At 54.0% G+C, this 21,262-nt stretch carries 24 protein-coding genes; 17 read left to right on the top strand and 7 right to left on the bottom strand.

Annotation, left to right across the window (positions count from 1 at the left end; all coding sequences use genetic code 11):
* The first annotated feature begins 69 nt into the window (after nt 1-69).
* The 12 genes from ABWP81_RS05230 to ABWP81_RS05175 all read left to right on the top strand — a co-directional run bounded on the left by ABWP81_RS05230 (nt 70) and on the right by ABWP81_RS05175 (nt 9,472).
* Entirely contained in the window at nt 70-1,050 is a 981-nt protein-coding gene (locus ABWP81_RS05230) for an MBL fold metallo-hydrolase (protein ID WP_353140091.1), read from the top strand.
* Complete coding sequence (locus ABWP81_RS05225; protein ID WP_353140089.1) at nt 1,050-1,550, top strand: thioredoxin fold domain-containing protein; 501 nt, start codon at nt 1,050-1,052, stop codon at nt 1,548-1,550. The genes ABWP81_RS05230 and ABWP81_RS05225 overlap by 1 nt, the downstream gene beginning before the upstream one ends.
* Entirely contained in the window at nt 1,547-2,245 is a 699-nt protein-coding gene (locus ABWP81_RS05220; protein WP_353140087.1) for a Crp/Fnr family transcriptional regulator, read from the top strand. Before ABWP81_RS05225 ends, ABWP81_RS05220 begins: the two co-directional genes overlap by 4 nt.
* 19 nt (nt 2,246-2,264) lie before the next feature.
* Nucleotides 2,265-2,579, top strand: coding sequence for a hypothetical protein (locus ABWP81_RS05215; protein ID WP_353134875.1), 315 nt, complete (start codon nt 2,265-2,267; stop codon nt 2,577-2,579).
* A gap of 97 nt (nt 2,580-2,676) precedes the next feature.
* Nucleotides 2,677-4,047, top strand: coding sequence for a sulfite dehydrogenase (soxC, locus tag ABWP81_RS05210; RefSeq protein ID WP_502905512.1), 1,371 nt, complete (start codon nt 2,677-2,679; stop codon nt 4,045-4,047).
* Nucleotides 4,031-5,104, top strand: coding sequence for a c-type cytochrome (locus ABWP81_RS05205; RefSeq protein WP_353134872.1), 1,074 nt, complete (start codon nt 4,031-4,033; stop codon nt 5,102-5,104). Before soxC ends, ABWP81_RS05205 begins: the two co-directional genes overlap by 17 nt.
* 26 nt (nt 5,105-5,130) lie before the next feature.
* Nucleotides 5,131-5,586: a thiosulfate oxidation carrier protein SoxY gene (gene soxY, locus ABWP81_RS05200; RefSeq protein ID WP_353140085.1), complete on the top strand. Its 456-nt coding sequence runs from the start codon at nt 5,131-5,133 to the stop codon at nt 5,584-5,586.
* Nucleotides 5,587-5,610: 24 nt separating this feature from the next.
* A complete protein-coding gene (gene soxZ, locus ABWP81_RS05195; RefSeq protein ID WP_353140083.1) occupies nt 5,611-5,922 on the top strand; it encodes a thiosulfate oxidation carrier complex protein SoxZ in 312 nt (103 codons plus the stop codon).
* A 26-nt stretch (nt 5,923-5,948) separates the two neighbouring features.
* Complete coding sequence (soxA, locus tag ABWP81_RS05190; protein ID WP_353140081.1) at nt 5,949-6,743, top strand: sulfur oxidation c-type cytochrome SoxA; 795 nt, start codon at nt 5,949-5,951, stop codon at nt 6,741-6,743.
* A gap of 12 nt (nt 6,744-6,755) precedes the next feature.
* Nucleotides 6,756-7,409, top strand: a complete 654-nt coding sequence (gene soxX / locus ABWP81_RS05185) for a sulfur oxidation c-type cytochrome SoxX (protein ID WP_353134863.1) — start codon at nt 6,756-6,758, stop codon at nt 7,407-7,409.
* A gap of 71 nt (nt 7,410-7,480) precedes the next feature.
* A complete protein-coding gene (soxB, locus tag ABWP81_RS05180) occupies nt 7,481-9,217 on the top strand; it encodes a thiosulfohydrolase SoxB (RefSeq protein ID WP_353134860.1) in 1,737 nt (578 codons plus the stop codon).
* Nucleotides 9,218-9,244: 27 nt separating this feature from the next.
* On the top strand, nt 9,245-9,472 hold the full coding sequence (locus tag ABWP81_RS05175; RefSeq protein ID WP_353140079.1) for a YgaP family membrane protein: 228 nt from the start codon (nt 9,245-9,247) through the stop codon (nt 9,470-9,472).
* A 9-nt stretch (nt 9,473-9,481) separates the two neighbouring features.
* On the opposite strand, the gene ABWP81_RS05170 is transcribed toward ABWP81_RS05175, so the two are convergent.
* The gene (locus tag ABWP81_RS05170; RefSeq protein ID WP_353134854.1) at nt 9,482-10,543 is read right to left on the bottom strand and encodes a YeeE/YedE family protein; all 1,062 of its coding nucleotides are present in this window, start codon (nt 10,541-10,543) and stop codon (nt 9,482-9,484) included.
* A 129-nt stretch (nt 10,544-10,672) separates the two neighbouring features.
* Between ABWP81_RS05170 and ABWP81_RS05165 the strand changes: the two genes are divergently transcribed.
* Entirely contained in the window at nt 10,673-11,545 is an 873-nt protein-coding gene (locus ABWP81_RS05165) for an MBL fold metallo-hydrolase (protein WP_353140077.1), read from the top strand.
* Between the two features lie 15 nt (nt 11,546-11,560).
* Here ABWP81_RS05165 and ABWP81_RS05160 read toward each other — a convergent pair whose 3' ends face one another.
* The 4 genes from ABWP81_RS05160 to ABWP81_RS05145 all read right to left on the bottom strand — a co-directional run bounded on the left by ABWP81_RS05160 (nt 11,561) and on the right by ABWP81_RS05145 (nt 15,539).
* Entirely contained in the window at nt 11,561-12,325 is a 765-nt protein-coding gene (locus ABWP81_RS05160; protein WP_502905511.1) for an amino acid ABC transporter ATP-binding protein, read from the bottom strand.
* Complete coding sequence (locus ABWP81_RS05155) at nt 12,325-13,443, bottom strand: amino acid ABC transporter permease (protein ID WP_353140075.1); 1,119 nt, start codon at nt 13,441-13,443, stop codon at nt 12,325-12,327. Before ABWP81_RS05155 ends, ABWP81_RS05160 begins: the two co-directional genes overlap by 1 nt.
* Complete coding sequence (locus ABWP81_RS05150) at nt 13,443-14,432, bottom strand: amino acid ABC transporter permease (RefSeq protein ID WP_353140073.1); 990 nt, start codon at nt 14,430-14,432, stop codon at nt 13,443-13,445. Before ABWP81_RS05150 ends, ABWP81_RS05155 begins: the two co-directional genes overlap by 1 nt.
* 66 nt (nt 14,433-14,498) lie before the next feature.
* The gene (locus tag ABWP81_RS05145) at nt 14,499-15,539 is read right to left on the bottom strand and encodes an amino acid ABC transporter substrate-binding protein (RefSeq protein ID WP_353140071.1); all 1,041 of its coding nucleotides are present in this window, start codon (nt 15,537-15,539) and stop codon (nt 14,499-14,501) included.
* 202 nt (nt 15,540-15,741) lie between these two features.
* On the opposite strand from ABWP81_RS05145, the gene ABWP81_RS05140 reads away from it, so the two are divergent.
* Genes ABWP81_RS05140 through ABWP81_RS05125 form a run of 4 tightly spaced genes read left to right on the top strand, consistent with a single transcriptional unit; the run spans nt 15,742 to nt 19,591 of the window.
* Nucleotides 15,742-16,734 (top strand): sulfate ABC transporter substrate-binding protein, encoded by a 993-nt coding sequence (locus tag ABWP81_RS05140; RefSeq protein ID WP_353140069.1) that lies wholly within the window; start codon nt 15,742-15,744, stop codon nt 16,732-16,734.
* 6 nt (nt 16,735-16,740) lie between these two features.
* A complete protein-coding gene (gene cysT / locus ABWP81_RS05135; protein WP_353140067.1) occupies nt 16,741-17,595 on the top strand; it encodes a sulfate ABC transporter permease subunit CysT in 855 nt (284 codons plus the stop codon).
* A complete protein-coding gene (gene cysW / locus ABWP81_RS05130) occupies nt 17,592-18,452 on the top strand; it encodes a sulfate ABC transporter permease subunit CysW (protein ID WP_353140065.1) in 861 nt (286 codons plus the stop codon). The genes cysT and cysW overlap by 4 nt, the downstream gene beginning before the upstream one ends.
* A 44-nt stretch (nt 18,453-18,496) precedes the next feature.
* Nucleotides 18,497-19,591: a sulfate/molybdate ABC transporter ATP-binding protein gene (locus tag ABWP81_RS05125; RefSeq protein WP_353140063.1), complete on the top strand. Its 1,095-nt coding sequence runs from the start codon at nt 18,497-18,499 to the stop codon at nt 19,589-19,591.
* Nucleotides 19,592-19,602: 11 nt separating this feature from the next.
* On the opposite strand, the gene ABWP81_RS05120 is transcribed toward ABWP81_RS05125, so the two are convergent.
* Entirely contained in the window at nt 19,603-20,502 is a 900-nt protein-coding gene (locus tag ABWP81_RS05120) for a dienelactone hydrolase family protein (protein WP_353134105.1), read from the bottom strand.
* A 248-nt stretch (nt 20,503-20,750) separates the two neighbouring features.
* Nucleotides 20,751-21,056, bottom strand: a complete 306-nt coding sequence (locus ABWP81_RS05115; protein ID WP_353134102.1) for a c-type cytochrome — start codon at nt 21,054-21,056, stop codon at nt 20,751-20,753.
* Nucleotides 21,057-21,262 lie beyond the last annotated feature (206 nt).

Here is a 21,262-nt window from a genome sequence, read left to right as displayed (position 1 = left end):
CATAGCTTGCGCGATTCTTGATACACATCAAAAGCGACTGTGCTAGATATTTTTTTTGGAGAAGTAATTGTGAAAGTTCTTTTCGTTCGTTCACTGTGCGTGAGTTTGTGGCTGGGTTGCGCGAGCTTTGGCGGCTCTGCGCACGCAGAAAAAACTTTGCCCCAAGTTGCGGCGATCAAGCCGCTGATGCAAGCCAAACAAGTGGTCCCCAATGTGTATTACGTGCAGGGCGTTTCCGAGATGGGTTCGTCGGCGAATCAAAACTTCATCTCCAATGCGGGCTTTGTCGTCACACCTGCGGGCGTGGTGGTGATCGATGCGTTGGGCTCCCCCGAGCTTGCACGACGATTGTTGGCTGAAATTACCAAGGTGACAAAAAAACCCATACACACCGTGGTGCTGACGCATTACCACGCTGACCATATTTATGGTTTGCAGGTGTTTAAAGATTTGGGCGCACGCATAGTGGCGCATGGCGCCGCGCGTGAGTACCTGACCTCCGACACGGCACGTTTACGCTTAGAGGCTTCGCGTCAAGAGCTTTGGCCGTGGGTGGACGAAAAAACTCGTTTGGTGCCTGCCGACGAATGGCTGACGGGCTCCAAAATGTTGACCGTGGGTGGTGTGCGTTTTGACATCCAGCCTGTGGGTCCCTCACACACAGCGGAAGACTTGGTGGTGTACTTACGCCAGCAAAAAGTGCTGTTCGCGGGCGACTTGGTGTTTCGTAATCGCATTCCTTTTGTAGGTCAAGCAGACAGCCGCCATTGGATAGAGGCCATGCAAAGCCTGCTTAAGTTTGACACCCGTTGGGTGGTGCCTGGCCACGGTCCCATCTCCAACGATGCCAAGGCCGATATGACTCTCACGCGTGACTACCTCATCTATCTGCGCGAGACCATGGGTCGCGCCGCTAAAGACATGGAGCCGTTCGAAAACGCCTACAGCAGCACGGATTGGTCAAAGTTCGAGAAAATGCCCCTATTCAAATCAGCCAACCGCATGAACGCCTACAACACCTATTTGCTCATGGAGCAAGAAGCCAAGTGATGCACACGCCTCGTTTGTCTCGTCGTCACGCCATACAAGGTCTTGGCTTATCAATGGCCGCTCTGGGTGTGGCTGGCTGGGGTGTTTCGCTGGCTGTGGCTGCCCCTGTGATCCTGCCTACTACGGATGCTTTGTCGGATGCCTTGACCCTCGCTTTGCGGCAAAAGCAGCCCTTGGTGGTGATGGTCAGTTTGCAGGGCTGTGCCTTTTGCAAAGTAGTGCGAGAAAACTATTTACAGCCTTTGCGTGCCACTGGGTTGCAGGTGGTGCAGGTCGACATGCGTGACCATCGCACCTTGGCTGACTTTGATGGCACGCCGTTGACGCACGATGCATGGGTGCGCAAGCAGGGCATTAAGTTGGCGCCTACGGTGTTGTTCTTCGGCGCACAAGGGCGTGAAGTGGCCACACGGTTGAAAGGCGCTTATTTGCCTGATTTTTACGGCGCTTACTTGGATGAGCAATTGGCGGTGGCACGCCGTGTAGTGGCTGGCGCATGATCCCGATTAAGACGGAATCAGCTTGGCGCGGTACATCCGACTGCCGTAATTGCGGTATTCGCGAGATGGTGTTGTTTGCTGATTTAAATGAACAAGACTTCAACCTCATTCACGCTCCCATTGATGACTTGGTTTATCAGTCTGGGCAATCGTTGTACGACGAGTCAGACAAAGCTCTGGGCGTGTTCACCCTGCGTAAGGGGCTGGTTAAGCTGGTGCGCGTCACTTCGGATGGCCGAGAGCGTGTGGTGCGCGTGCTGTTTGCCGGTGACGTGGTGGGCCTTGAAGCCTTGGCCACAGGCCAATACGACAGCCAAGCCGTGGCTTTGAGCGAAGTTTCGTTGTGCCGCATCCCGCTTGACGTGATTCACCAACTCGGGGCCAACAGCCCGCGCTTGCATCGCAAACTTATGGAAAAGTGGCAAAGCGCGTTGAAGCAAGCGGAAGATTGGCTGGCCGAGTTGAACTTTGGTAGCGCACGCCAACGCGTACAACATTTCATTCTCAAAATGCATGAGGTGTCGCAAGACGGCACTGCCACCTTGTTTAGTCGTGATGACATGGGCGCCATGATGGATTTGAAGCTTGAAACGGTCAGCCGCGAGGTGACATCCTTGGTGCGTGCCGGTGTGATCGTGCCGATTGACAAAAATGGGCGACATTACAAGGTGTTGTTACCCGAGCTATTGACATAAAAGTAAAAGGAGACATGGCATGAAAAAGTATGCGGTTTTGTTCCTGTTCTTGACGGCAGGCTTTGCCAATGCCCAGCAGCATGCACTTTTCAAAGATGCAGACCTTAAAGTCGGTGAAAAGCTGATTGCCGAAAATCAATGCAATGAATGTCACATTCGCCGCGTCGGCGGTGATGGCAGCGCTATCTACAGGCCCAAAGGTCGCATCAACACGGCAGGTGCTTTGCGCGGCATGGTGGAGTATTGCAACACCGAGTTGAATCTCGGATTTTTTCCTGAAGACACCAACGCCGTGGCGGCTGTCCTGAACAAACAACACTATAAATTTCGCTGAGCTAATTTGGTTTACGGTGAAAACCCGATGGCCTTAGTATCAGAGATGATTTATATTAGTTGCTGTTGATATATAACTTGATCTGGAAGGACTGTCTGTGAAAAAACCAGATGGCATTCAATCGGGACGCATCCAAAAAGCGCCCGAAAACTTTTTAAACCGTGACGGCATTAGTACTGTCATCACGGAAAGCAAAAAAGACCGCCGCGATTTCATTCGTAACGCATTTGCCGCTGCTGCCGCTGGTGCTGCTGCACCTATGGCTTTATCTCAGGGTAATCCTGTGCCTGTTGAGGGCGGTGATCCCAATATCTTGAACTTGCCTGAGCACACCACGGGCCTTGGCCAAGGCGTGGCCGCCAACAATGGCTATGGCGTAACGTCTAAGTTCGAATCCAACGTGCAGCGTCGTCAAAGCCCTGGCTTGACCCAAACCACACAAGCCTCGGTGTCGTTTGCGCCCTTGCAGTCTTTGTTTGGCATCGTTACACCGAGCGGTTTGCACTTCGAGCGTCACCACCAAGGCTGGTGGGACATCGACCCCTCCAAACACCGATTCATGATCAACGGCATGGTGAAAACACCCAATGTTTTTACCATGGACGAAATCATGCGCTTGCCTTCCGTGTCGCGTTTTCATTTCATCGAGTGCGGTGCGAACACAGCCGTGGAGTGGGGCAACGTGGCGGTGCCCACTGTGCAATACACACATGGCATGGTGTCGTGCAGCGAGTTCACAGGCGTGCCTTTGATCACCTTGCTCGAAATCGCAGGCGCTGATTTCAAGAAAGCCAAATTTATTTTGGCCGAGGGTGGCGACGGTTCATCCATGACCCGCACCATTCCGATGAGCCTCATCTTGTCAGGCGAAGTGCTGGTGGCCTATGGCCAAAACGGCGAAATGTTGCGCCCTGAAAACGGTTACCCCTTGCGGTTGATCGTGCCAGGCATTCAAGGTGTGAGTTGGGTCAAGTACCTGCGCCGCATTGAAGTGGGCGACATGCCCTACGCCGCCAAAGACGAGGCCGTGCACTACATGGACTTGATGCCCGATGGGCAACACCGTCAGTACACCAACATCCAAGAGTGCAAGAGCGTGGTCACCACGCCCTCTGGCGGTCAAGTGCTGTTGGATAAAGGTTTTTACAACATCACGGGCCTCGCATGGTCGGGCCGTGGCAAGGTCAAAAAAGTCGACGTGTCTGTGGACGGTGGCCGCAACTGGCGCCAAGCCCGTTTGGAAACGCCGGTGCTCAGCAAAGCCTTGACCCGCTTTAACATCGACTGGGTGTGGGATGGCAAGCCCGCCATCATCCAAAGTCGTGCCACCGACGAGACCGGTTATGTGCAACCCACCTACAAGCACTTGCGTGCTGCGCGTGGCACCCGTTCGATTTATCACAACAACGCCATCCAATCTTGGTTGGTGCAAGAAAACGGCGAGGTCAAGAATGTCCAAGTTTCGTAAAGTTTTTTTGACCACAGCCCTATTGGCTGTTGCTGGTTTTGCCAGCGCACAAAGCACGGCTTACCCAGGCGTGGGCCGTCCGGCCACCGCCAAAGAAGTGGCCGCATGGGACATCGATGTCCGCCCTGACTTCAAAGGTTTGCCCGCTGGTTCAGGTTCGGTCGCCCAAGGCCAAGACCTGTGGGAAGCCAAGTGCGCCCATTGCCACGGTGTGTTTGGTGAGTCCAACGAAGTGTTCAGCCCCTTGGTGGGCGGCACGACCAAAGACGATATCAAAAACGGCAACGTGGCTAACTTAAAGCGGGCAGATTTTCCGGGTCGCACCACCATGATGAAAGTGGCCACGGTGTCAACACTTTGGGACTACATCAACCGTGCCATGCCTTGGACTTCACCTAAGTCACTCAAGCCCGACGAGGTGTATGCGGTTACCGCTTACATGTTGAGCTTGGCCGATGTGGTGCCAGAGAACTTTGTATTGACCGACAAAAACATCGCCGAGGTACAAAAGCGCATGCCCAACCGCAACGGCATGACCACCAAGCATGCGATGTGGGCTGGCAAAGAGTTCAACGGTACGCCCAAGGCCGACACCGCCAATGTGGCATGCATGAAGGACTGCGTTCCTGAAGCCAATGTGGCTTCTATGCTGCCCGACTACGCACGCAATGCGCATGGCAACTTGGCTGACCAAAACCGTTTGGTCGGACAGCAGCACGGTGCGAATACAGCGATGCCTGAAAGCAAATCAGCCGCTGCGGGTATAACTGCGGCAGCACCTGTCGCAGCTAAACCAGCAGTCAAAGTGGTTGACCCCGCCTTGGCTTTGTTGGCTAAGCACAACTGCACCGCGTGTCATGCGCAAAACTCCAAAGTGGTGGGACCCAGCTTCAATGACATTGCCAAAAAATATTTAGGAAAAAATGACTATTTGGTGGGCAAGATCAAGGTGGGCGGTTCCGGTGTTTGGGGTCCCATCCCAATGCCCATGCAAAATGCGCCTGATGCAGATATCAAAACCATGGCTAACTGGCTTGCAGCCGGTGCGGCAAAATAACCTTCACTCATTTTTAGGAGCATTACATGCAAACTCGTCGCGAGACCCTCAAGCACAGCGCTGCGGTAGCAGGCCTCTTGGCCTCAACTGGCCTGTTCCCACAATACGCACAAGCGTTTGACAAAGCTGCCTTCGACGCCAAAAGTGTTGCTGAAGCTGTCAAAGCCATGGGTGGCTCAGCCCCCGTGGAAAGCAAAGATGTCACGATCACTGGTCCAGACATCGCTGAAAACGGTGCCGTGGTTCCCTTGGGTGTGAACACCACCTTGGCTAACGTCAAGCGTGTGTTGTTATTGGTTGAGAAAAACCCCTCTGCTTTGATTGCCATGTTCAACGTGTCGCCTGAAGTGGAAGCTAACTTCGCCACACGCGCCAAGATGGGCCAATCGTCGGACGTTTACGCTATCGCGATCACCAATGAGGGCAAAGCTTTCTTTGCGAAGAAAGAAGTCAAAGTCACACTCGGCGGCTGCGGCGGCTAATTTAGAAATTTCAGGAGAAAAAACATGGCAGATCCAATGCGCATTCGCGCCCAAGCAACAGGCGATAAAGCAACTATCCGTGTCTTGATGAGCCACGAAATGGAATCCGGTCAGCGCAAAGACGGCACCGGTAAAACTATTCCCGCTTGGCATATCCAAGACGTAACCGCAACTCTCAACGGCAAAGTCGTCATGACCGCCGAGTGGGGCCCCGCCGTTTCTAAGAACCCATTCATGCAATTCACAATCAAAGGCGCTAAGGCCGGTGACAAAGTGGGTGTGGTTTGGAAAGACAACAAAGGCGATACTCGCACTGACGAAGCAACCGTTTCGTGATGATCGTGAACGCAGTGGAGACACAAATGAAGAAATTAATTTTTACTTTAGGGCTCATTGGCTTGTCGGCTGCTGCGTTCGCTCAAAAATCGTCAACTGACAGCATTGCCGAATACCGTCAAATGCTGCAAGACGGCAACCCTGCCGAGTTGTTTGAAGCCAAAGGTGAAGACCTATGGAAGCAAAAACGCGGCCCCAAAAATGCATCACTTGAAAAGTGTGATTTGGGCAAAGGCGCAGGCATCTTCAAAGGTGCGTGGGTCGAATTGCCGCGTTACTTCTCTGATACGGGGCGTGTGCAAGACCTCGAGTCACGTCTGGTGACATGCATGCAAGAGCTGCAAGGTTTCAACACTGAAGAAATTGCCAAGACACCTTTTGGTAGGGGCGAGCAAAGCAACGTGACCGCTTTGGCCACTTGGATTTCTGGTGAATCTAAGGGCATGAAGTTCAACCTCTCGCAACGCCATGTCGAAGAACGCAAGATGTATGAAGTGGGCAAACGCCTGTTCTTTTTGCGTGGCGGCTCACACGACTTTTCCTGTGCCACGTGCCACAGCCAAGACGACAAACGCATTCGTTTGCAAGACTTGCCAAACCTCACCCAGAACCCTGGCGCTGGCGCTGGCTTTGGAGCTTGGCCCGCTTACCGCGTGTCCAACGGCCAAATGTGGGGAGCACAGTTACGTTTGAACGATTGTTACCGTCAACAACGTTTTCCTTACCCTTTGTTTGGCAGCGATGCCACCATCGCCTTGGGCGTGTACATGGGTGTGAACGGCAAAGGTGGCGAAGCCATTGCGCCTGCGATCAAACGATAAGGACCACGCAAAATGAACCGTAAATATCAAATCACCTTAAGCGCTATTGCCGTGGCCTTATTGACCGCGTGTGCTGCGCCCATGCCTTCAGGCGCGGACCTGGACAAACTCACCCAAGACATTTTGGGTCGATCCTTCCGCGATCAAGGCCAAGCCAAGCTGGACCGTTTAAGCCCCGATGAAGACAACCGCTTGTGCGACGAGTCTGAACGCACAGGTGTGGCTTTAGATGACAAACTGACTGCCCAAATCGAAGCACGCAACATGAAAACCATCAAAGCACCCGCTGATGGCAAATACTTGGGCGACTTCAAAGAAGGCGAAAAAGTGGCACAAAGCGGTGCTGGCAAAACGTGGACCGACAAGGACGATTCTGTAAACGGCGGCAACTGTTACAACTGCCACAGAATTAGCAAAGAAGAGTTGTCTTACGGCACGCTGGGCCCTAGCCTTTACAACTACGGCAAGATTCGCGGCGTGACCAACCCCAGCAGTGCAGAAGCCAAACCCATCGTGGAATACACCTGGGGCAAGCTGCAAAACGCACGTGCCTACAACGCATGTTCCAACATGCCTCGCTTTGCTCACAAGGGCATCTTGACCGAAGCTCAAATCAAAAACGTCATGGCTTTGTTGCTCGACCCCGCGTCGCCTGTCAACAAGTAATCACATTTAGGGCCGCAGCATGAGTCATCACCTGCGGTTTTTTTACGCTCAATAAATAAGTAGGTGCTGATATGAACTTAACCAAACGCGAATTCATGCAAGTCATAGGCGCTGGCTCGATGGCTGGCCTGAACATGAACGCTTACGCCCAAGCCGATGCAGGCGTTGCGGCCAAAGGTCTGTACGACATACCCAAGTTTGGTCAAGTGTCTTTTTTGCACATGACCGATTGCCATGCGCAACTTAAACCCATTTACTTCCGTGAACCCAGTGTGAACATTGGGCTGGGCAGCATGAAGGGTAAGTTGCCACACTTGGTGGGCGAGCATTTGCTCAAGACCGCTGGCGTGCGCCCAGGCAGCGCAGAGGCGTATGGCATGAGTTACCTCAACTTTGAAACCGCCGCTCGTCGCTTTGGCAAAGTGGGGGGCTTCTCACACTTGTCGACCTTGGTCAAACGTCTCAAAGCCAGCCGCCCCGGCGCGTTGCTGCTCGATGGCGGCGACACATGGCAGGGCTCGGCCACCTCGTTGTGGACCAATGGCCAAGACATGGTGGACGCCTGTAAATTGCTAGGCGTTGACGTGATGACAGGCCATTGGGAGTTCACCTACGGCATGGAGCGCGTGCAAGAAATTGTGAACAAAGACTTTGCTGGCAAGGTCGACTTTGTGGCGCAAAACATCAAGACCCAAGACTTTGGCGACCAGGTGTTCAAGCCCTATGTCATTCGCGAAATGAATGGTGTGCCTTGCGCCATCATTGGCCAAGCCTTCCCATATACACCCATCGCCAACCCACGCTACATGGTGGCTGATTGGGCTTTTGGCATTCAAGACGAAAACATGCAAAAAATGGTCGACGAAGCCCGCGCCAAAGGTGCGCAGGTGGTGGTCGTGTTGTCACATAACGGCATGGACGTGGACTTAAAGATGGCCAGTCGCGTCAGCGGCATTGACGCCATCATGGGTGGCCACACCCACGACGGTATGCCTGTGGCTACCTTGGTCAACAACAAAGGCGGCAAGACCATCGTCACCAACGCGGGTTCAAACGGCAAGTTCTTGGGCGTGCTTGACTTTGAAGTGAAGAACAAAAAGATCACCGACTTCCGCTACAAGCTGTTGCCCATCTTCTCCAACATGCTGCCCGCTGACCCAGAGATGGAAGCGCTCATTACCAAAATTCGTGCGCCCTACGAAGCCAAACTCAACGAGAAGTTGGCCATCACCGAAGGTACCTTGTACCGCCGTGGCAACTTCAACGGGACAGGTGACCAGTTGTTGCTGGATGCGCTTATGGATGTGCAAGGTGCAGAGATGGCGTTTTCGCCAGGCTTTCGTTGGGGCACTTCCCTGTTGCCAGGCCAAGCCATCACCCGTGAGTGGTTGATGGACATGACGGCCACCACATACTCGTACGCCACCGTGACTGAGATGACGGGCGAGACTATCAAGACGGTGCTTGAAGACGTGTGCGACAACTTGTTCAACCCCGACCCGTATTACCAACAAGGCGGCGACATGGTGCGCGTGGGTGGCCTTGAGTACGTGTGCCGCCCCAACGAAAAAATGGGTAGCCGTATTGGTGAGATGCGCCTTAAGGGCAAGCTCATCGATGCCAATAAAAAATACAAAGTGGCCGGTTGGGCACCTGTGTCGGAAGACGCGAAAAACCAAAACCTCAAGCAAGTGTGGGAAGTGGCTGAGCAATGGCTCAAAGCCAGCGGCGGCAAAGTGTCTAAGCGCAAGCTCAACACGCCCAAGCTCGAAGGTGTATTGCCTAACCCCGGCTTTGCTGCGGTGTAAAAGTTTTTAAAAATAGGAGTAATTGAAATGACTGTCGAACGTTATATCCGCATCTTTGCGGGCTTGTTCATCATGGCCTCATTGGCCTTGGGCGTAGAAGAAAGCCCTTTGTTTGTAAGCCACTGGGCCTTGGTATTTACAGCGTTTGTTGGCCTGAACTTGTTTCAGTTTGGCCTGACAAACTTTTGCCCTATGGCCATCATCTTGCGCAAGCTGGGAGCCAAAGACGGCGCAGCTTGCTACCCAGCGCAATAAACGGCTTGCTTAAATGGGGCTGTTGATCGACCGGAGTGTTTTGTAAGTCAATCCAGCGCCCAGGATGATGGACACAAGAGTGAGCCATGCGGTATTCGAGAAAATCGCACCCCCGCTCATTCCTGCACCTACGGTGCAACCTCCGGCCATCACAGCGCCAAAGCCCATCAAAACAGCGCCTGTCAAATAGTGGCCTAGCTTGTTTTCTGTTTGAAAGCCTTCAAACTTGAACTCGCCAAACAGCACGCTGGCGACCAAAGAGCCAATAAACACACCCGGCAACAAACCTGCATCAAAGCCAAAGCTAGGTGCTGTGGTTGTGGACAAGGTGCGCATCAACCACTCAGCAGATGGCGCACTGAAACTTAGGCTTTGAACCGCAATGGGTTCAAACGATACGCTGGCTACCAGTTGGGTCAATCCCCAACCCATGGCAACGGCCAAGCCCACAAAAACACCGGCCCAGTTCCAAGTGTTGCTGCTGCTGTCTTTGCTGAGACGCAATCGCCAGAGTGCCACAGCACCCATCGCAATACCGACGACGAAACCCAGCCATGTGCTGGTGAGGTTGAGCAAGTTGCGATCAGGGCCGCCCTCAACCATCCAAAGCGCCGTGACCCACTGACGTGCGGGAGCCAACACACCAGAGATTGAGGCTTGCACCGTCACAGCAAATACCAATCCAGAGAGTAGGGCGCGCAAATTGCCGTTAGCAGACAAGATGAGCAAACGGCTGGCGCAACCGCGCGTCATGATCATGCCCATGCCAAACATCAGGCCACCCACCACAGCACCTGAGATGCTGCCGGGCGAGCCCAATTGGCGCGAGCTTTCAGGCTTCAAGAAACCAGTCAGCACGATGGCTTGTACCGCCAAAATGGCCACTGCAAAACCCAGCAGCCACACGGCCAAACGCGAGCCCCAACTGCCATCGCAGCATTCAATGACGGCAGCGCGTGCACAAAACTTAGAGCGTTGGGCAAAAAATCCGAACATTAAACCAATCAGTGCACCGCCCATGGCCAAGACAAAGTGGTCTCCGAAGGTTTCAATCAAGCTGGTCAGATTCACAAAAGTTCCCGTTGGTGGATATCAGTCAAGGCAACGATTGTCCCTTTTTTTGGCTCTTTATGTCTTTAAGGGCGCCGTGTGTATTCAAAGTCATCTATATTTACGTCTCCTTATGAACGCATGCACCCGATGAACCTTCCTCCTCACCCTCTTGTTCACGGTTTGTTTGACCCCGCCACTTGGACAGTGACCTATGTGGTCTATGAAAAAGAGGGCAGCGCTTGCGCCATCATTGATTCGGTACTCGACTACGACCCAAAATCGGGCCGCACCAGCAACGAGTCAGCAGATCGCGTCATTGCCTTTGTGCGTGAGAAAAGTCTCAACGTGCAATGGATCTTAGAAACCCATGCCCATGCAGACCACCTCACTGCTGCGCCATATCTCAAAGCGCACTTGGGCGGGCAAACTGCGATTGGTCATCACATCACCGCGGTACAGCATGTGTTCAAAGGAATTTTTAATTTAGAAGCCAGCTTCAAAGAAGACGGCTCGCAGTTTGGGCACTTGCTGCAAGCAGACGAAATATTTGCCATTGGCAACTTGACCGTCAAGGCCATGTCGGTGCCTGGCCACACGCCCGCGTGTATGGCCTATCAGATTGGCGATGCCGTGTTTGTGGGCGACACCTTGTTCATGCCCGATGTGGGCTCGGCACGTTGCGACTTTCCAGGTGGCAGCGCTAAAACGCTGTATGCCTCGGCACGCAAAATTTTGAGCCTGCCCGACAGCACCCGCTTGTTCATGTGCCACGACTACCCACCCAATGAGCGCGAAGTGCGCTTTGAAACCACGGTGGCCGAGCAACGTGCACACAACATCCATTTGCACGACGGCATAGACGAGGCCGAATTTGTGCGCATGCGTCATGCACGTGATGCCACCTTGGACATGCCTGTACTTATCTTGCAAGCGGTGCAAGTCAACATCCGTGCAGGTGCGTTTCCGCCCCAAGACGACAACGGCGTGTCGTATCTCAAAATTCCCTTGAACGCGCTTTGAAGCCCTCTTAATTAATCAGTGGTGGCCAATGATCTTGGCTAAAAACGCCTGCGTGCGTGCATGACGTGGATGATCAAAAAACTCAGAGGGCGGGGCCTCTTCCACAATCTGACCTTGATCCATGAACACTACACGGTCTGCCACGGCGCGTGCAAATCCCATCTCGTGGGTCACGCAAAGCATGGTGATGCCTTGTTGCGCCAACTCGGTCATCACGTCCAACACCTCTTGAATCATTTCGGGATCCAGGGCTGAGGTGGGTTCATCAAACAGCATGATTTGCGGGCTTAAGCACAGAGCCCGCGCAATCGCCACACGTTGTTGTTGCCCACCAGAGAGTTGCAGCGGATACTTGTGGGCTTGGTCGGCAATGCGCACACGTTCAAGTTGCTGCATGGCCCGTTGGTTGGCTTCAGCGGCTGGCAATTTGCCCACAAAAATCGGAGACAGCGTGAGGTTCTCCAGCACCGTGAGGTGTGGAAATAAATTGAACTGTTGAAACACCATGCCCACTTGGCGACGCACTTGGTCGATGTCGCGCAGGTTGTCGCTTAGCGTCACGCCAGCAACGGTGAGGCGGCCTTCTTGGTGTTCTTCCAAGCGGTTGATGCAACGAATCAAGGTGGATTTGCCCGAGCCTGATGGCCCGCAAATCACGATGCGCTCGCCACGTTGCACGCACAAGTTGATATCGCGCAGCGCATGAAAATCGCCAAACCATTTGTTGACGTTCTCGAAATTCAAAATAGGGTCAGACACGGGTGTTCCTTGGTGCTGCATCAACGGTGCACGAGTTGGCGCTCAACCCACAGGCTGTAGCGCGACATGGCGAAACAAAATACAAAGTAGATCAGGGTGATGAACAGATAGCCTTCGATTTTGAAAGGACGCCAGTTCGGGTCACCGCTGATGGCCAGCCCCAAAGCACCCGAGAGTTCATACAAACTCACGATGGTCACCAAAGAGGTGTCTTTGAAGATGGCAATGAAGTTGTTCATCAGCCCTGGCACCACATGCGTCAAGGCTTGGGGCAACACCACCCAACGTTGGGTTTGCCAATAACTGAGCCCCAAGGTGGCGGCGGCCTCGACTTGTCCTAAGGGCACCGCTTGCAAACCACCTCGCACAATTTCGGCGGTGTAAGCAGCTGAGAACAAGGTGATGCCCACCAGCACGCGCATCAACACATCGGGCGATGTGCCGCTGGGCAACAGCAGCGGAAACATAAAGCTGGCCATGAACAACACGGAAATCAAAGGCACACCCCGCACTAATTCGATGTAGCCCACGCACACACTGCGCAAGGCGGGCAGGGCGCTTTGTCGCCCCAAGGCCAGCAACACGCCCAACGGAAAAGCCAAGCTGATAGCAAGCGTGGCCAGCATCAAGGTCAGCGGCAGGCCACCCCATTGGTCGCTGGGTACCTTACTCAGGCCCGTCGGAACACCCCACCAACTGCCGCCACCCATCAAGCCAAAAAAAAGCAGCCACACGGCCAGCCACAGCAGCGCTAAATTGCGTCGCCAAAAGATGGGCAAACAACTCAGCACCAGTGCCGTTACCAACGCGAGTGTGGCCACCACGGGCCGCCATTGCGCCTCAAAGGGGTAACGTCCAAGCAAGATGAGCCGATATTTTTCGCTCACCACGCCCCAGCATGCGCCAACCCCTCGCAGGGCTTGGCAGCTGTCGGCATCGGCTTGCCACACCGCCCGCCACAGCGCCCAGTTGAGTGCTGTTGGTAGCCACCACAGCAGTGCAATGAGCAACAATACACTCACCACGGCTTGGCCTGGTGTGGGCCACAGATGGGTGTGGCACCACTGCCAAAGTGTGCGGTGTAGCGCAGGGGCCGGTCTGGCTGAAACCCAAGGTTGTTCGGCGGTGTGATTGGGCATCAACGCGCCTTCAACGCCATGCGGCGGTTGTACACATTCATGAGCGCGGCGGTGAGTAAAGACAGGCTGAGGTACACCGCCATCACGATGGCGATGCATTCCACGGCGCGGCCGGTTTGGTTTAAGGCGGTGTTGGAGATATTCACCAAGTCAGGGTAGCCGATGGCCACCGCCAGCGATGAGTTTTTGATCAAGTTCAAATACTGGTTGGTCAGCGGCGGGATGACCACACGCATGGCTTGGGGCAACACCACCAACCGTTGTGTTTGCCACGCGGATAAGCCAACGCTTTTAGCTGCCTCGGTTTGTCCATGCGGTACCGCGGTGATGCCTGCACGCACCAACTCCGCCACAAAGGCTGCGGTGTACAAACTTAAGCCCCACGTCAAGGCCAAGAACTCTGGCGTCACGCTGGCACCACCGGCAACTTCGCCCACGCCCTCGACGATGCGCCATACCGGCACGTCCCAAATCCAAGCGCCATCGGCATGAATCAGCCAAGGCAGCGTCAACCCACCTTTGCTTAAAAAAAGCCAGTCGTTGAGGTGCAGCGGCGCATCTGTGTCGGGCATGAATTCCACCAGCAGCACGTACCACATGAAAAGTTGTAAAAGCAGGGGAATGTTGCGAAACAACTCGGTGTAGGCATAGCACAAGCCACGCGCCAAAGCGTTGTGGGACACCCGTCCCAAGCCCAGCAAGCCGCCCCACAAAGTGCAGATCAATATGCCCAAAACCGAGACCCGCAAGGTGTTGAGCAGGCCTACCAAAAACGCTTGCCAATAGGCCTGCGTCGAGTCGTAGGAAATCATCGATTCACCGATGTCAAAGCCAGCGGTGTCGAATAAAAAGTCAAAGCCACTTTGAATGCCACGCGCGCGCAAGTTGGTCAGCGTGTTGTTGAACAGCCAAAAGGAGAGGGCCACCAACAGTGAGACCAACAGCACCTGGTAGAGCAGGGCGCGAGCTCGACGACTTTGCAGGTGCATGGTGAATCAGTATGAAAACAAGTTTTGATGGCAGGGCGCGTTGCCTGTTGCCTTTTACCTTTTGCCTCAGCGAATCGGCATGGCGTATTGCAGACCGCCTTTGCTCCATTGCGCGTTCAGGCCGCGTTTGAGGCCTAAAGGCGTTTTTTCACCCAAGTGACGCTCGAACATTTCACCGTAGTTGCCCACGGCGCCGATGGCGCGAGCCAGCCAATCGCGGTCTAGCCCTAGTAGCTTACCCGTGTCGTCGGATTTGCCAAGTAAGCGCAACACCACAGGGTCGGCGCTCTCGGCTTTAAGGGCGTCAAGGTTGGCGGCGGTGATGCCCACTTCTTCTGCCTCAATCAAGCCGTACACCGTCCACTTGACGATGGCCAGCCACTCATCATCACCTCGCCGCACCATGGGGCCCAAGGGTTCTTTGGAAATCAGTTCGGGCAAGATGACGTGGTCTTTGGGTGTCTTGGCTTCTTTGGCGCGGATGGAGGCCAAGCCTGAGGCGTCGGTGGTGTAGGCCTTGCAGCGGCCTGCAAAGTAAGCCGCATTGGCAGCATCAAACTTTTCAAACACCACTGGTTTGATGTCGAGTTTGTTGGCGCGTGAAAAGTCGGTCAGGTTCTTTTCGGTGGTCGTGCCCGATTGCACACACACGGTGGCCCCTTTGAGTTGCTTGGCGCTTTTGAGGTTGTTCTTGGCGGGCGTCATGAACCCTTGGCCGTCGTAATAGGTGACGGCCGTTTGGTGCAAGCCCATGGAAGCATCGCGCGTCATGGTGAAGGTGGTGTTACGGGAGAGCACATCCACCTCGCCCGATTGCAGAGCGGTAAACCGTTGCGGCGCAGACAGTGGCACGTAACGCACCTTGTCGGCACTGCCCAACACGGCAGCGGCCACAGCGCGGCACACGTCCACATCCAAGCCAGTCCATTTGCCTTGGCTGTCCGCGGCCCCAAAACCAGCCAAGCCGGTGTTGACCCCGCACACCACTTGGTCGCGTTGTTTGACGGTGTCTAGGGTTTTTCCGGCCCATGCGTTGACAGAGCAAGCTGCCAGTAAAACCAAGGCAGCGAGGGTTTGAAACGGGCGACCAGTCAGGGGTGTGTGCATGGGAACTCCTGTTTAAAAAGAATTGCGTCATTGTGCGTCAAAGCCCAAGACCCTTAGCTTGATGCGGCCTGAGCCGGCATATATGAATTAGCTATTAACAAACTACAAAACTGTTGTTTGTGATTGAAGCCTATTTCTCCACAATCGCGGCCATGTCTAAACGCGCACCCTTCTCATCTCATTCCTTGGAGCTTCAAACAGTATGAAAAAATTCCTACACACCACCTTGGCCGCTGCGCTCTTGGTCGTCAGCTCTATGGCCTCAGCACAAACGTTGCTGAACGCGTCGTATGACGTGGCCCGCGAGTTTTACAAAGACTACAACGCCGCCTTTGTGGCCCATTACAAAAAAACCACGGGCAAAGACATCAAGGTGGACCAAGCGCACGGAGGCTCTAGCGCTCAAGCGCGTGCGGTCAACGACGGCTTGGATGCCGACGTGGTCAGCATGAACACCACCACCGACATCGAGTTTTTGGCCAGCACCGGCGTGGTAGCCAAAGACTGGGCGAAGAAGTTTCCCAATAGCGCATCGCCCACCACTTCTACGATGTTGTTCCTCACCCGTAATGGCAACCCCAAGGGCATCAAAGATTGGGACGACCTGATCAAGCCTGGCGTGCAAGTCATCATCGTCAATCCCAAAACTGGTGGCAATGGACGCATGGCTTATTTGGCCGCTTGGACCTATGCGCGCAAAAAAGGACAGACCGATGCACAAGCCGCAGAGTTTGTGGCCAAGCTGTTTAAGAATGTGCCGGTACTCGCCAAAGGCGGCCGCGACGCCACCACCATCTTTTTGCAACGCAACATTGGCGATGTATTGGTGACGTTTGAATCAGAGGTGTTGTCAGTCGACCGTGAGTTTGGTGCAGGCAAGGTGGATGCCGTGCATCCATCGGTCAGCATCATTGCCGAGAACCCTGTGGCGGTGGTGGAACGCACCGTAAATAAAAAAGGCACAGGCGAATTAGCCACGGCCTATTTGAACTATTTGTACTCGGACGAAGCGCAAGAGATTGCAGCCAAGCACGCCTTACGCCCTCGCTCACCTGCCTTACTGAAAAAATATGCATCGACCTTCAAGCCAATTCAGTTAGTGCCTGTGAGCGAATATTTTGGTTCGCTCAGCGAAGCACAAAAAATCCACTTCAATGATGGCGGTCAGTTCGACAAGATTTACACACTGAAGTAATTATTCATGGCATTGTTCTCTCTGGCGCGCAGCCACAAGCCGGCGCGCGTGCTTCCAGGTTTCAACATCACGCTAGGTTTCACGCTCACTTACCTGAGCTTGATTGTGTTGATTCCGCTTTCCGCTTTGGTATTCAAAACCTTCACGCTCACATGGGAACAGTTTTGGGCGGCCGTCACGGGCCCGCGCGTGATGGCCTCATACCGCCTCACCTTTGGTGCGTCTCTTATTGCAGCTTTGGTCAACGTGGTGTTTGGTTTGCTCGTGGCTTGGGTGCTGGTGCGTTATGACTTCTTCGGCAAGAAAGTGGTTGATGCCTTGGTGGACTTGCCCTTTGCTTTGCCCACCGCGGTGGCCGGTATTTCACTCACGGCTTTGTTGGCGGGCAACGGTTGGATCGGTCAGTACCTAGAGCCCATGGGTATTCAGCTGGCCTTCAATCCCAATGGCGTGGTGATTGCGCTCATCTTTATTGGCTTGCCCTTTGTGGTACGAACGGTACAGCCGGTGTTGGAAGATGCTGAGAAAGAGCTAGAAGAAGCGGCTACTTGTTTGGGGGCCACACGTTGGCAAACTTTTACACGGGTAATTTTTCCCAGCATTGCACCTGCTTTGTTGACAGGTTTTGCCATGGCCTTTGCGCGTGCCATTGGTGAGTATGGTTCGGTTATTTTCATTGCGGGCAATATGCCCATGGTGTCTGAAATCACGCCGCTCATCATCATTGGCAAGCTAGAGCAATACGACTATGCCGGTGCCACGGCAGTAGCGGTGGTGATGTTGGTTATCTCGTTTATTTTGTTGTTGGTCATCAATGCGCTGCAAGCTTGGCAACGTCGCCACTCTGGAGCTTCGGCATGAGAACGACAACCACAGAGTCCGCATGGGTGCGCTACAGCCTGATTGGCTTGGCACTCACCTTTATGTTTTTCTTCTTAGTCCTGCCTTTGGCGGCGGTGTTCACCGAAGCCTTGCGCAAAGGTTGGGACGCGTATTGGCTGGCGTTGCAAGAGCCCGATGCGTGGGCAGCCATCCGTTTGACCTTCATCACGGCACTCATTGCCGTGCCGTTGAACTTGGTGTTTGGTGTGGCTGCTGCGTGGGCGATTGCCAAATATGAGTTCACAGGCAAAGCGTTTTTGACCACATTGGTGGACTTGCCATTTTCAGTGTCGCCTGTGGTGGCTGGTTTGATCTATGTGCTGATGTTTGGTGCGCAAGGTTGGTTTGGACCTTGGCTGCAAGAGCACGACATCAAAATTATTTTTGCGGTGCCTGGCATTGTGTTGGCCACGGTGTTTGTTACGTTTCCCTTCATTGCACGTGAGTTGATTCCACTTATGCAAGCGCAGGGCAATGACGAAGAGCAAGCGGCCATTGTGTTGGGTGCCACAGGCTGGCAAACCTTTTGGTATGTCACGCTACCCAATATCAAATGGGGTTTGATCTACGGCGTCATCTTGTGCAACGCACGTGCCATGGGTGAGTTTGGTGCAGTGTCCGTGGTGTCGGGCCACATCCGTGGACAAACCAACACCATGCCTTTGCATGTAGAAATTTTGTACAACGAATACCAATCGGTGGCGGCGTTTGCCGTGGCCTCGCTGTTGGCTTTGTTGGCTGTGGCGACCTTGGTAATCAAGTCTGCGGTCGAGTGGCGTCATGCGCGTGAGTTGAAGGCGACGGCCAATCTTCCTCCTGAGAATCCCAAGGCTTAACGGCACAGCGTCTGCGCAAAATTTAAGAATACGAGTACCGAATCATGAGCATCGAAATCAGAAATATCCACAAACAGTTCGGCGACTTTCAAGCGCTGGGCGACGTGAGCCTTGACATTCACTCTGGCGAATTGATCGCCTTGTTGGGCCCATCGGGCTGCGGCAAAACCACCTTGTTGCGGATCATTGCGGGTTTAGAACATGCCGATACGGGCACTATTTTATTTAGCGGTGAAGACACCACGCACGTCCATGTGCGCGAGCGTCAGGTGGGTTTTGTGTTTCAGCACTACGCCTTGTTTCGCCACATGACTGTGTTTGAAAACGTGGCCTTTGGCTTGCGCGTCAAGCCACGCAACGAGCGCCCCAGTGAAGTGCAAATAAAAAAGAAGGTGCACGACTTGTTGAGTCTTGTGCAACTCGATTGGTTGGCGGACCGCTACCCATCCCAGCTCTCAGGCGGCCAACGCCAACGTATTGCTTTGGCCCGTGCTTTGGCGGTGGAGCCCAAAGTGTTGTTGCTGGACGAGCCTTTTGGCGCCTTGGATGCCAAGGTACGCAAAGAGCTGCGCCGTTGGTTGCGCCGTTTGCATGACGACTTGAATGTGACCACCATCTTTGTGACGCACGACCAAGAGGAAGCCCTCGAAGTGGCCGACCGCGTGGTGGTCATGAACAAGGGCAATGTCGAGCAAGTGGGTAGCCCTCAAGAGGTGTGGGAACACCCCGCCAGCCCTTTTGTGTATGGATTTTTAGGCGATGTCAACTTGTTCCACGGCCGCGCCCATGAAGGCGAAATGCACATTGGTGTGGAAGACCAAACCGTGCGCGTGGCTAGCCCCGAGCACCATGCGGCACAAGATGTCAAAGCGTTTGCCTATGTGCGCCCGCACGATTTGGATGTGCGTCGCTACACATCCGGCAGAGACGACGAAGGCGGTATCGTGGCGCAGCTGACCCGTGCCATTGTGGTGGGCCCGATTGCGCGCTTAGAGCTGGTGGCGGCTGAGGGCGATGGCCCTTCGGATCAGCAGATCATTGAAGCGCAAATCCCTGCATCGCAGTTTTACGAGCAGGGATTTACAGAGGGTGAGACCTTGGTGCTCACGCCGCGCAAAGCGCGGGTGTTTGTGGCCTAAACCTTATTCTTTTAAACGTATTGCTTGAACCAAGCCAAGGCACGGTTCCAACCATCAGCCGCTGGTGCTGCACGGTAGCTGGGTCGGTAATCGGCATGAAACGCATGCGGTGCATCTGGGTACAACACAAACTCACTGGCCTTGGCCGCTGAGTTGCCTTTTGAGGCAGCTTGCGCCAAGGCTTCTTTCATGTTGTTCACAGATGTCACGGGAATGCCGGTATCCGCGCTGCCGTACAAGCCGAGTACGGGTGCTTTCAGCGTGGCGGCCAAGTCGACCGCATGTTTTGGGTTGTTGGCATTGGTTTGGCCTTCCATGCGGCCATACCAAGCCACGCCTGCTTTGATCTTGGGGTTGTGCGCTGCATACAGCCACGTGATACGACCGCCCCAGCAAAAGCCGGTGATCGCCGCACGGTTGGCGTTGCCCCCGTTTTTGCTTGCCCAATTTATGGTGGCATCTAAATCAGTCAACACTTGTGCATCAGGCACTTTGGAGATGATCTCGGCTTGCAGCTTTGCAATTTCGCCGTACATGCTGGGGTCGCCTTGGCGCACAAACAACTCGGGCGCAATCGCCAAATAGCCTGCTTTGGCAAAGCGACGTGTGACGTCGGCAATGTATTCATGCACACCAAAAATTTCAGAGATCACCAAGACCACAGGCAAATCGCTTTTGCCTTTTGGGGCTGAGCGGTAGGCCGGCATTTTGAAGCCATTGACGTCAATCGTCACTTCGCCATCGATCAGGCCTTCGCTTGAGGTTTGAATGGTGGTTTGTGCAACCAATGGCATGGCCGCAGCGGCGTAGCCCAAGCCCAAAGCCGTTTGCAAAGCGAGGCGACGTGTGGGTGCCGATTCATCTTTGCTGTTGAGCAAAGCTTGTGTGTCTAGGATCAAATTGGTGTGCATGAAAAGTCCTTTTAGAAATCGCCTTTGTGGACGGGGAAGCCCAATGCGACCCAATCCAACATACCGAAGCGATAGTAATAAATTTTGTTAACGCGGAAGCCGTCAAGCGTCATAGCCAAAATGGCACAGGGGTTTTGTTGACACACGGAGTCATTGCAAAAATGCAAATACTTTCTGCTTCAATGTCAGCATGCTGTTTCCAGTGCACTCGAGCTAAAAAGCTCACCAAGGGACCTGTACCAGTCGCATTACTTGGCGCCTGCCAAGACCCATGTAGCCAAGGTTTTGGCATCTGCATCGCTTAGTTGAGCTTGAACAGGCATGGGGATAGGGCCCCATTTGCCGCTGCCGCCAGCTTTGATGGACTTGGCCAGCGTGGCTTCGGCATCGGGCTGACCTGCGTATTTTTTTGCCACATCTTTGTAGGCGGGACCCACAATTTTTTTGTCAACTGCATGGCAGGCCATACAGTTGTTATTTTTAGCCAAGTCGGCGTTGGCCCAAGCACCCGTTGATGCAAATGCGATGAGCGCGATGGTGGTTAATTTTTTCATGTGCGAGTCTTCTGAAAGTGATAATTCTTTAGTTGCTTATATAAAAATTCTAGCAATCATGAGTGGCACATCACGCAAGGGATTTCCCTGCTGTTAGCTTGTCGACTTACTAAACGCGCAGCATGCGCTTGGGTTTGATTAGGAGTTTTTTTCCACGGCCGTGATGTCGTTAGCGCAGCTGCCGGCCCACACAGATGTTGTTAGAA

Source organism: Limnohabitans sp., assembly GCF_040401135.1.
In the GTDB taxonomy this organism is placed as follows: Bacteria; Pseudomonadota; Gammaproteobacteria; order Burkholderiales; family Burkholderiaceae_C; genus Limnohabitans.
The sequence above is the reverse complement of the archived record's forward strand: the minus strand, read 5'-3'. Positions and strand labels throughout refer to the sequence as shown.

Excerpts from the sequence above, each read along its gene's own strand:
- ABWP81_RS05150 (WP_353140073.1), bottom strand. The coding sequence starts at position 14,432 with ATGCACCTGCAAAGTCGTCGAGCTCGCGCCCTGCTCTACCAGGTGCTG.
- ABWP81_RS05160 (WP_502905511.1), bottom strand. The coding sequence starts at position 12,325 with ATGCAGCACCAAGGAACACCCGTGTCTGACCCTATTTTGAATTTCGAG.
- ABWP81_RS05140 (WP_353140069.1), top strand. The coding sequence starts at position 15,742 with ATGAAAAAATTCCTACACACCACCTTGGCCGCTGCGCTCTTGGTCGTC.
- cysT (WP_353140067.1), top strand. The coding sequence starts at position 16,741 with ATGGCATTGTTCTCTCTGGCGCGCAGCCACAAGCCGGCGCGCGTGCTT.
- ABWP81_RS05120 (WP_353134105.1), bottom strand. The coding sequence starts at position 20,502 with ATGCACACCAATTTGATCCTAGACACACAAGCTTTGCTCAACAGCAAA.
- soxB (WP_353134860.1), top strand. The coding sequence starts at position 7,481 with ATGAACTTAACCAAACGCGAATTCATGCAAGTCATAGGCGCTGGCTCG.
- ABWP81_RS05155 (WP_353140075.1), bottom strand. The coding sequence starts at position 13,443 with ATGCCCAATCACACCGCCGAACAACCTTGGGTTTCAGCCAGACCGGCC.
- ABWP81_RS05215 (WP_353134875.1), top strand. The coding sequence starts at position 2,265 with ATGAAAAAGTATGCGGTTTTGTTCCTGTTCTTGACGGCAGGCTTTGCC.
- ABWP81_RS05225 (WP_353140089.1), top strand. The coding sequence starts at position 1,050 with ATGCACACGCCTCGTTTGTCTCGTCGTCACGCCATACAAGGTCTTGGC.
- soxY (WP_353140085.1), top strand. The coding sequence starts at position 5,131 with ATGCAAACTCGTCGCGAGACCCTCAAGCACAGCGCTGCGGTAGCAGGC.
- ABWP81_RS05125 (WP_353140063.1), top strand. The coding sequence starts at position 18,497 with ATGAGCATCGAAATCAGAAATATCCACAAACAGTTCGGCGACTTTCAA.
- soxZ (WP_353140083.1), top strand. The coding sequence starts at position 5,611 with ATGGCAGATCCAATGCGCATTCGCGCCCAAGCAACAGGCGATAAAGCA.
- soxA (WP_353140081.1), top strand. The coding sequence starts at position 5,949 with ATGAAGAAATTAATTTTTACTTTAGGGCTCATTGGCTTGTCGGCTGCT.
- ABWP81_RS05165 (WP_353140077.1), top strand. The coding sequence starts at position 10,673 with ATGAACCTTCCTCCTCACCCTCTTGTTCACGGTTTGTTTGACCCCGCC.
- ABWP81_RS05175 (WP_353140079.1), top strand. The coding sequence starts at position 9,245 with ATGACTGTCGAACGTTATATCCGCATCTTTGCGGGCTTGTTCATCATG.
- ABWP81_RS05220 (WP_353140087.1), top strand. The coding sequence starts at position 1,547 with ATGATCCCGATTAAGACGGAATCAGCTTGGCGCGGTACATCCGACTGC.
- ABWP81_RS05115 (WP_353134102.1), bottom strand. The coding sequence starts at position 21,056 with ATGAAAAAATTAACCACCATCGCGCTCATCGCATTTGCATCAACGGGT.
- ABWP81_RS05145 (WP_353140071.1), bottom strand. The coding sequence starts at position 15,539 with ATGCACACACCCCTGACTGGTCGCCCGTTTCAAACCCTCGCTGCCTTG.
- cysW (WP_353140065.1), top strand. The coding sequence starts at position 17,592 with ATGAGAACGACAACCACAGAGTCCGCATGGGTGCGCTACAGCCTGATT.
- ABWP81_RS05205 (WP_353134872.1), top strand. The coding sequence starts at position 4,031 with ATGTCCAAGTTTCGTAAAGTTTTTTTGACCACAGCCCTATTGGCTGTT.
- soxX (WP_353134863.1), top strand. The coding sequence starts at position 6,756 with ATGAACCGTAAATATCAAATCACCTTAAGCGCTATTGCCGTGGCCTTA.